This window comes from Sphingomonas sp. AP28 (genome assembly GCF_056680455.1).
Genome location: NZ_JBWXQI010000003.1, coordinates 201,917 through 209,862 on the forward strand (window position 1 = coordinate 201,917; position 7,946 = coordinate 209,862).

General features: G+C 60.8%; 9 protein-coding genes. 7 read left to right on the forward strand and 2 right to left on the reverse strand.

Annotated features, from left to right (window positions below; genetic code table 11):
- Positions 1 to 11 precede the first annotated feature (11 nt).
- Positions 12 to 413: a MerR family transcriptional regulator gene (locus AC1MH0_RS22155; RefSeq protein ID WP_121905647.1), complete on the forward strand. Its 402-nt coding sequence runs from the start codon at positions 12 to 14 to the stop codon at positions 411 to 413.
- Here AC1MH0_RS22155 and AC1MH0_RS22160 read toward each other — a convergent pair.
- Together AC1MH0_RS22160 and AC1MH0_RS22165 are read right to left on the reverse strand one after the other, a co-directional pair.
- Positions 410 to 1,642 carry a pepsin/retropepsin-like aspartic protease family protein gene (locus AC1MH0_RS22160; protein WP_480966250.1) on the reverse strand — a complete coding sequence of 411 codons (1,233 nt, stop codon included), beginning with the start codon at positions 1,640 to 1,642 and terminating at the stop codon, positions 410 to 412. The two genes, AC1MH0_RS22155 and AC1MH0_RS22160, sit on opposite strands and share 4 nt — an antisense overlap.
- A 115-nt stretch (positions 1,643 to 1,757) precedes the next feature.
- Complete coding sequence (locus AC1MH0_RS22165) at positions 1,758 to 2,549, reverse strand: transporter (protein WP_480966251.1); 792 nt, start codon at positions 2,547 to 2,549, stop codon at positions 1,758 to 1,760.
- A 770-nt stretch (positions 2,550 to 3,319) separates the two neighbouring features.
- Here AC1MH0_RS22165 and AC1MH0_RS22170 point away from each other — a divergent pair.
- The 6 genes from AC1MH0_RS22170 to repC all read left to right on the forward strand — a co-directional run bounded on the left by AC1MH0_RS22170 (position 3,320) and on the right by repC (position 7,681).
- Positions 3,320 to 3,631, forward strand: coding sequence for a hypothetical protein (locus tag AC1MH0_RS22170; protein ID WP_480966252.1), 312 nt, complete (start codon positions 3,320 to 3,322; stop codon positions 3,629 to 3,631).
- 233 nt (positions 3,632 to 3,864) lie between these two features.
- Entirely contained in the window at positions 3,865 to 4,356 is a 492-nt protein-coding gene (locus AC1MH0_RS22175; RefSeq protein WP_480966253.1) for a helix-turn-helix domain-containing protein, read from the forward strand.
- Between the two features lie 28 nt (positions 4,357 to 4,384).
- On the forward strand, positions 4,385 to 4,726 hold the full coding sequence (locus AC1MH0_RS22180; RefSeq protein WP_267389353.1) for a hypothetical protein: 342 nt from the start codon (positions 4,385 to 4,387) through the stop codon (positions 4,724 to 4,726).
- 20 nt (positions 4,727 to 4,746) lie between these two features.
- A complete protein-coding gene (locus AC1MH0_RS22185) occupies positions 4,747 to 5,226 on the forward strand; it encodes a hypothetical protein (RefSeq protein WP_267389352.1) in 480 nt (159 codons plus the stop codon).
- Entirely contained in the window at positions 5,196 to 5,666 is a 471-nt protein-coding gene (locus tag AC1MH0_RS22190; RefSeq protein ID WP_267389351.1) for a MarR family transcriptional regulator, read from the forward strand. Before AC1MH0_RS22185 ends, AC1MH0_RS22190 begins: the two co-directional genes overlap by 31 nt.
- 680 nt (positions 5,667 to 6,346) lie before the next feature.
- The gene (repC, locus tag AC1MH0_RS22195; RefSeq protein ID WP_480966254.1) at positions 6,347 to 7,681 is read left to right on the forward strand and encodes a plasmid replication protein RepC; all 1,335 of its coding nucleotides are present in this window, start codon (positions 6,347 to 6,349) and stop codon (positions 7,679 to 7,681) included.
- Positions 7,682 to 7,946: the final 265 nt, after the last annotated feature.

The window sequence follows — 7,946 nt, forward strand, 5'->3', positions numbered from 1 at the left end:
TTGCACCCATGATGATCGGCCAGCTTGCGCGAGAGACCGCGACAAAGGTGACGACAATTCGCTTTTACGAGACGATCGGGCTGCTAGCGGCCCCACCGCGAACCGCGTCCGGACGTCGGACCTATGCCTCTGGGGACGCGCAACGGCTTCATTTCATCCGCAATGGCCGTAGGCTCGGCTTCTCGATCGACGAGATACGCTCGCTGATCCACCTGGCGGAGAACCCAGCCCAGGATTGCAGCGCGGCATCCGCGATTGCCGCCCACCACCTTGCTGATGTGGAGAGCCGTCTTGCGCAGCTCGCATCCTTACGCGACGAGCTAGCGGCCCTTACCCGAAGCTGCACGAACGAACAGATAGCGGATTGCCGGATTATGCAGGCGATTGGTGAGGTCCGTGCGCCAAAGACTTAGTAATAATCCGCAAGTCGGAGCTGACGGTCATGACCGGCCTGATCCTTGAGTTTTATGACCGTTCCGGATGGCATGAAGCGCCATCGCCAACGCGCCCCGTGTGTGTAATCCGCATCGATCGGGAAGCCATTCACTGCAACGATGCGGTTTCCGGGTATCCAACCGTCTTTCCCCGCAGGGCTGTTCGCCGCCACATGGACGACGTCGAGGCCCGTTGGGGAAGCTGCGAGCCCGAGGCCGCTTCGATCCTTCAACATGGGAAGGCGGTGTCCGGAGGCAGGTGGGCGGAGCCATACAAACCCGGCAGTCACATCAAATATGGCGTCGAACTGACCAATTAGCGGCAATCCGATATTGCCGACCGTGCTGGTCGAGAGCCAGTTGCGGTTTCCCAACGTCGGAATGTTCTCGGCAGAGAGCCCGCCGATAGTCAACTTGGGCGTTGTGAAAACGTCGACGGTAGCAACGCCTTCGACACCCCCAAGCGCCGCAGTCGATGTCGCTCGCCCGCGAGTCAGGCCATGCGCATCGACATAAGCCGAAGACAGCATGAGCGCCGCAGAGCTGCCAAGGTCGATCATAAGCGGCACCGCGCTCAAGCCTCCGATCGACGCAGAGACATACAGCTCCTGCTTTGCACCATGCCCCAAAGCTACCGGCGTCCAGTCTGCACCGCCCGGGAAACTGCCGGTCGGCATGAGTGCAAAGCGCCGATGCCCGAAATCCAGAGCTATGCAATTGTCGATGAACATATCTGCGCCGAGCAGCATGTTGATCCGTCTTCCGAAAGCGGCTGACAGGGCGCCCAGGTCCGCGACCACCGCGAACGGCAAGCGGCGTGTCCGGTTTCCGAACAGCACGTCGACATCACGGATCAGGCGGACCGGAGCCTTCCCGCCCAAACCGCTTATCGTGCGCCGTTCGCCGTTCGCCATCCCAAGGGTCTGCGCCAGCGATACGTCGATGATTGACGCACCGCTTCCGCTATCCAGCACCGCCTCGACAGGCGATCCGGCCACTCGGGCCTTCACCAGCAGCGTGTCGCCGGTTGCAACTTCCAACAGCTGCCAATCAGGAGATAGCGGCCCGAAGTTCCACTGTTCGGCGAGATGCGGCGCGACGGCCGCCAAACCAGGCTTGCCAACAGCTGCGGTCGCACCGACACCTAGCAGGCCAGCGATTATCGAGCGTCGGGACACGGTGATGTCACCCGGTTGTGAAAGCAGCACAAAGCGATCTCCAACCTCCCATCATGGGAAGGCTCAGACGCTGCATACAAGCTACAGCCGCTGGAGGAGCAAGCCTCTTCCGATCGCGCTGAAGGAACGAGTTGCGCCCCTCCCCCTAAAAGCGCTTCGAAAATCCGGCAGCGAGGAAGGGGTGCGGTGGCGTGGAGCCCGAAATCCCCGTGCCCACACTAAGATCGAGCTGAATGTCGTGCCCGATTATATAAGCCATTCCTCCATCAATGATGACGGAGGTCTTCCCACCCTTTTCCTCGGGCGTCTGAATGCCAGTGTCGGCAAAGAAATTGACCGTCTTGCTCGGATTGAAGTTCAGCGTGGCAGCGAAAAGACCGGCCGTATAAGTGCGATTCGTGTCGTCCTGAAAGACGCCAACACCGATATTAGGGTTCAATGACCACTTGTCGGCAAACTCCCAATCCGCAGCCAACCGAAAATCACCGGTAGTCCGAGAGTTGCGAAAGTCGCCTGACCCGGATGGTGGGAAGACACGTGCTATCGCACCGACCGAGACCTGTTTTGAGCCCTCAGGGGCGTCTACAAAATTGTATTTGAGTCCGATCGAGGTAGGGGCGAAACCATCCGAGTGCGATGTTCCGGAAGGGTCCTTCTGCCGCATCCACGAATAGGTGTTACCCTCCACGCGGACTTCCAGTTTGTCGGCGAAGCCGTACCGAAGCAGGGTGGGGAAAAACATCGTCCGGTTATGTTCGTCGCCGTCATGGCGGAACTCGGTCTGAATTGCTGTTTCGATCTGGAAGCGGCCCTGGCCCACCGTCGTGCTGCCGTCCGCGATCCCCGGTCGGTCGGGGTTGATGTAATCCTCGTCGGACTGCGCATGCGCTGGCGCGGTCGATAATACGATCGCGATGCCGAAGCTCAGGATTGCCATCAAGGACGTTCGGGACATTGGCTGACTACTTTCGAGGACGGGCGACATGCTTGCTGTGACACGGCCAGTGGATGGTCAAGCGATGCCTTTCCGCAGGAGCCAAAAAGCAAGCGGGCGCGGCCTTACGGGCACGGCTCTATCGACGCGCTAGCGTCGACCGAGCCGCCTCTGGCGTCTCGTCCCATATGAGTGACGATCCTCGCGTGAGGTGTGCCACGTGGCACACCTTTGGACGCGCAGCGCGCGAGCAACACCCGAATTAGCGTCGATGCGGCCCCGGAGCCCGTGCGCCGAAGGGAACGCCAAGTGCTGCTGCCCTTTCGCCGAAGCCTCGCTAGCTCCTCTGCATTACTCGCTTCATGCACAGGCTCGGGAAGGTGCCGGTGAAGCAAGGCGACCGACGCGCCGATCGTCAGAGCGATTCCCCACGCTGTCATCGCATGGCGCTCGCGCGCCGCCCGCCATGCGGCATATCGATCCGGCAACGAGCGCGACGCGTGCTTGCAGGATGCTGGGGTCTGCCTGGATTTGCAATGACAGCGTGTTTTCGCCTGAGCCTTGTGCCATAGTGATGTGGCTTGGGCATGGCTTGAACACCATCCTTGGCCCGCATGTGCGGTCGAATGCTGGGTCCCCGATTTCCGTCGGGCGGCCCGCGAAATACAAGACCTTGCTACTGCTTGTCGGTGCGGGGAATACGTGGGGCGTGGTTACCAGTGTTCCCGCGTGTTCAACCGTCCCGGCTACGGGCGGTTGATGGAACGCGCGCCATGTCCTTGATCAAAAGTCTGCTTACGAGGTTCCGCCGGCGTCAAAGCCCTCCAGAAGGTTTCTCCGGAAATGGTTCGGGAATGCTTCAGGTCGAAGCGCTGGTGCAGGCACATGGTGACTGGCTGGCTCTTTTGGCCACGATACTGGAACGCGAACGCGTGATTACAGGCGCCGAACTCGCCCGCACCCTGTCCGAATTTGCCGCGCATACAGCCGAAGATCGCCCTGCCGAGGGACAGATCCTTTCCTTTTGGGCCTCGCGCTTGAACGACACAGCCGCAACTCTCGGCAAATTTCCGTCCGTTCACTAGGGCGTCAGTCGAACTGAGTGGCGGCCGCTGCCGATCGCCGAGGTGCGCATGGGTTCGGCCACCTTCGAAATTGAGAACTCGGCGAGGCGTCGTGGGCCCTCGAACGAGACCTGTTCGCCGCGTTCGCGCGCCGACTCAACTCATTCGCGATGTCAATTTGATCGACAGAGCCCGTCAGGAGTTATCCCTGATCTGGAGCCGAATCATTCCGCGTTGCGAGTATTTTCAAGAGCATGCTGACCAACGAACCGGGCAGACCTCCTGCCGAACAGGCGCCCCCAACCCCGACGCCCGATGTAAGCGCGCCGGATCGCATTGCCCGCCTGACCGATCGGCAACGGTCTTATCTCCGCCTCGTGCTTCAGAACCGCAACTCGAAGGAGATCGCCGCGGCCACGGGTAGCAGCCACCGGGCGGTCGATAAGCAGCTGTTAAAGGCCAATAATATCCTAGGAGTGCCGACCCGTTTTGATGCCGCGCGGCTCCTGGCGGAGCACGACGGAGGGGTAGAGCCTTTACCCCCTGCAAACGACCCACCTTCCGCGCCACCAACTTTCCCGCTTCCCCCCCCGTTGCCGACCGCTGGGGCGGCAGCGAATATGCTCACCTGGAAGCAGGTTGCCTTCTGGACCGCGATCATCTCGATCGTGACCCCCTTGGGCCTAACTGCGGCCGGAATGGCGATCGTTACGCTGCTCCTTCTGCTCGGGCTGAAACCACTATGATGGGCGCTGGTCGTCCAAGGGAGCCGTAATGCAAGGACTTTCCAATACGAGCCGGGTAATCGCGGATGAGCTCCGCAAGGCGGAGCGGTCGATCAACCTTGCCGCGCGCGACACTGCTCAGTTTCTTTTGACGACACTCGACGCGACGGAGGTGCATAGCCTTTCGCCCGCAATGACGCAGCGGACGGTGAAGGCAACTGTTGCAGCGCTCGCGTCGTTGGTTGAGGGCCAAGACCATATGGCTATGCGAGCGCATCTGGCCGTTGAGCGGGTTGGCCGACAACTTGGTCTCACCGAGACAAACTGGGGCGAAGGCACGCCGAAGCCGACGACGGCTACACTGACCGAGTTGGCCTTGGAGGCAGCGTAAATTGTCTGAACGGAGAATCGATGTCGCTCGGGATATTTTTGGCACTACTGTTCAATTCCACTCTCGTGGGTATCTGCAGTTTTGCTTTCTTCCGGGGCGGTCGACCTGAGCGCTGCGGGGCAGCAATTAATGTTGTTGCCTCTGTGGTGTCGTCGGTTCTTCGTTTGTACGACGTCGCCCGCCTTGCGCCCGCCGACGTGATCATCATGTCCATCGACTTCGGCGTTGCTCTCGGGTTCTACTGGCTGGGCATCACCACGACCCGCTTCTGGCCGATCTGGGCGGCAGGTTTTGCGCTCGGCGATCTGTTCATGAGCGCTCTCGGCGCATTGCTGCCTGGAATCCCCCTCTTCGCCTATCATACCGGGCTCGGGATCTATGCCTATCTCGCGCTTGGAGCCCTTGCGCTTGGCACGTTCCGCCTACCCCGCGACGCCGAGCCCTACATCCGAAACGGATCACGACGATTATGGGTTCAGCATTTGAAAGAGACGACCTGATCGACGTCGTCATGCGGCTGCCGCGCAAGGCGATCGAGGACACTTTGCTGTCTATGCCGCCAGACGCGAGGGGCCTGTCCGAGCGCAGGCTTGCCGAGGCCAGGGCGGTGTTGGTCGGCCGGCGTCGGCGGGCGACCCACTTCAACGGGGTCCGCTTCTATGATCCGAGCTGGGACATGATCCTGGAGCTTTACGTGGCCACGTGCGAGCGGCGCCGCATCGCTGTGTCCCAGCTTTGTAAGCTTAGCGGAGGCTCGACGACCACCGCTTTGCGCCACATCGAGCATCTCGAGGCGCTTGGATACATAGTCAGACAAACGGATCCCGAGGACGGACGCCGCCTGATCGTCGGCACGCTCGCTCCCCTTCTTGCTGCTTCGGAGCAGTGGCTCGATCTTCAAATCGCGGAGTCCCGAATACAGGATCGGAGATCGGGCTGACGATTTTCTACGGCTCACACTAGACTCCGTTCTTTTGGTCATCAGTGACATATCGAACGACTGAAAAGGTCTCGTTCGATCTACCGCTTGGACAGACGGCGTCAGCCAATCTCGAGCACGAACCTGCAATGCCTCGCTAACTTAACTGCGATTGCCCCGCCACGCCTATCCGGCGCGGCGCAGAGGAGGATGCTCTCCTTCTGCGCTACATGTCACGTAAGACAGCCGAATCGCACGATTCTCACGCCGTTACCGAAAGCACGAGCGAGAACGCGACGGCGTTACCGATAGCACGTGTCTCAGCGGCACGGCGTTATCGATAGCACGAGCGAAGATCGACGCTTCGTTACCGATAGCACGTGATTATTGCCCGTTCCGTTACCGATAGCACGATTCATCGCGCACGACCGACCCGCCAGCGATGCTTAACAATCAACGTTGTGGATCGGCTCAACGCTGACCGCCGCCGTCCACCCGGGCGGGCGCCACAACGATCAAGGGGGACGCTGTGCGGACATGAAAAACCCGGCACGAGGCCGGGCTTTTCGGGACGCCTGCTAGGGCGGATGTGAGAACCCTCACTTAGCTGGCTCCCTTTCATATTGCTACCCCAAAGCGTCGACCGTGGCGCCACGGTGTCGCTGTGTCTGCACGGGCTCCCCTCCCAGGGAGAACGAACAATGGCTGCTGCCCAAAGCCCCGGTCGGGGACTACGCCGGTTTGACGAGCATGCCGCCAAGGCGACGAAGCTTGTCGATGAGTTTTGCGGGCTCGAGACCGGAATGGCACCTTCCAACGCGCTTGCGGCGCTCAAAAGGGCGGCTCCTTATATGGGCGTCCCCCTGCGCGTGGTCTCCGTCATCGATCTCCTGTTTGCCTGGACGAAGCCGCAGGACTGGCAGGGTGGACAAATCCCCGTCGTTTGGCCGTCGAACGACCTGCTCGCGCAAAAGCTGGGCGTAACCGTTCGACAGGTTCAAAAGCTCTTGAACCAGGCACAGGCCTTCGGTCTGATCAGCTTTCGGGATAGTCCGAACGGTCATCGTGGTGGACGCCGCGGGGCCGACGGCTTCATCACGTGGGGCTACGGCATCGTGCTCGCTCCGATCGGGACTAGGCTTCAAGAATTTGCTGCCCGCGCGGCCACGGGAGCCGCAGAGGACGCGGCACTGACAGTGCTCCGCAAGCGCCTTGCCGCTGCCCGCAGGAATATCAGGGCTCTGGCCCAAACGGCATTCGACGCCGACCTTCACGATTTGAAGGCGGGTGACGATCTCGCGTTGGCGTTGATGGCCACCGACCAGATGCGCTGCGTCCGCGATGCCGGCCTTCTGACGGCCTGTGTGGAGCAGATCGAAGAGCGTGCGCGTCGTCTTGCCGAGGCTGTTTCGGCCAAGATTGCCGTCCCCAATATGGTTAGCGATCAGGAAGATTGTTCATGCTGGGATGGACCTGAGGACATCCACTCTACAACTACAAACCAACTCCAATCTGCTAAAGCAGATACCAGTAATGGCTTGGCGGATAGAAGTAGTGAGAATGGGGACGCCCTCCCCTCTCAACCTCAAACTGCAGTCGACGACGATCTGGAGAAACACGGTGTCGACCCGGAATTCATGATGTCGATCGCGCCGGAGCTCTGTTCCGGTCTGCTCCACCGGGATGGATCGTGGGGCGAGGTGGTCGCCACCGCGGAGCGGCTTGCGGGCCAGTCGGGGATCAGCAATCACGCGTTCAAGGAAGCCTGTCGCATCATGGGCCAGCGAGGTGCTGCTGCCTCCGTCATCGCCACCATCCAGAAATACCGGCGCGGCGAGGTTCAGCGGCCCGGCGCGTATCTTCGCGGAATGAGCAGCAAAGCTGACAAGGGCGAATTGAACCTTGGGCGGACGCTCCACGGCCTCAAGGACACGAGCCGCGCGGTCGCCATGCGGGGGATGTCCGATGGGACCGATGCGACGCCGATCGGGAGCCTGATGTCGCGGCTGGTTTCCCGAGGAGCCGGACTACGATGACGGGATCTCGTCATCTTTTCAAAGGCCTGGACCTCGTACTGCACACCTGGTCTTTGAACGGCTTTCACGGCGTTACCGATAGCACGAGTCCCCACCGACTTCGCGGTGGCCAGCACCTACCGAAATGTGAAACACACCCCGATTTACCGGCTAAATCGCTCCAAATCCTCGTGCTATCGATAACGCGGTCGCTTATCCGACTGCAGGTTTGCGGCCGATCCGCTATAAGCGGCTTTGCTAAGTGAAGCTGGTGGGAGCCCCGACG

Coding starts and splice junctions, on each gene's coding strand:
- AC1MH0_RS22155 (WP_121905647.1), top strand. CDS start 12: ATGATCGGCCAGCTTGCGCGAGAGACCGCGACAAAGGTGACGACAATT.
- AC1MH0_RS22165 (WP_480966251.1), bottom strand. CDS start 2,549: ATGGCAATCCTGAGCTTCGGCATCGCGATCGTATTATCGACCGCGCCA.
- AC1MH0_RS22170 (WP_480966252.1), top strand. CDS start 3,320: ATGTCCTTGATCAAAAGTCTGCTTACGAGGTTCCGCCGGCGTCAAAGC.
- AC1MH0_RS22175 (WP_480966253.1), top strand. CDS start 3,865: ATGCTGACCAACGAACCGGGCAGACCTCCTGCCGAACAGGCGCCCCCA.
- AC1MH0_RS22180 (WP_267389353.1), top strand. CDS start 4,385: ATGCAAGGACTTTCCAATACGAGCCGGGTAATCGCGGATGAGCTCCGC.
- AC1MH0_RS22185 (WP_267389352.1), top strand. CDS start 4,747: ATGTCGCTCGGGATATTTTTGGCACTACTGTTCAATTCCACTCTCGTG.
- AC1MH0_RS22190 (WP_267389351.1), top strand. CDS start 5,196: ATGGGTTCAGCATTTGAAAGAGACGACCTGATCGACGTCGTCATGCGG.
- repC (WP_480966254.1), top strand. CDS start 6,347: ATGGCTGCTGCCCAAAGCCCCGGTCGGGGACTACGCCGGTTTGACGAG.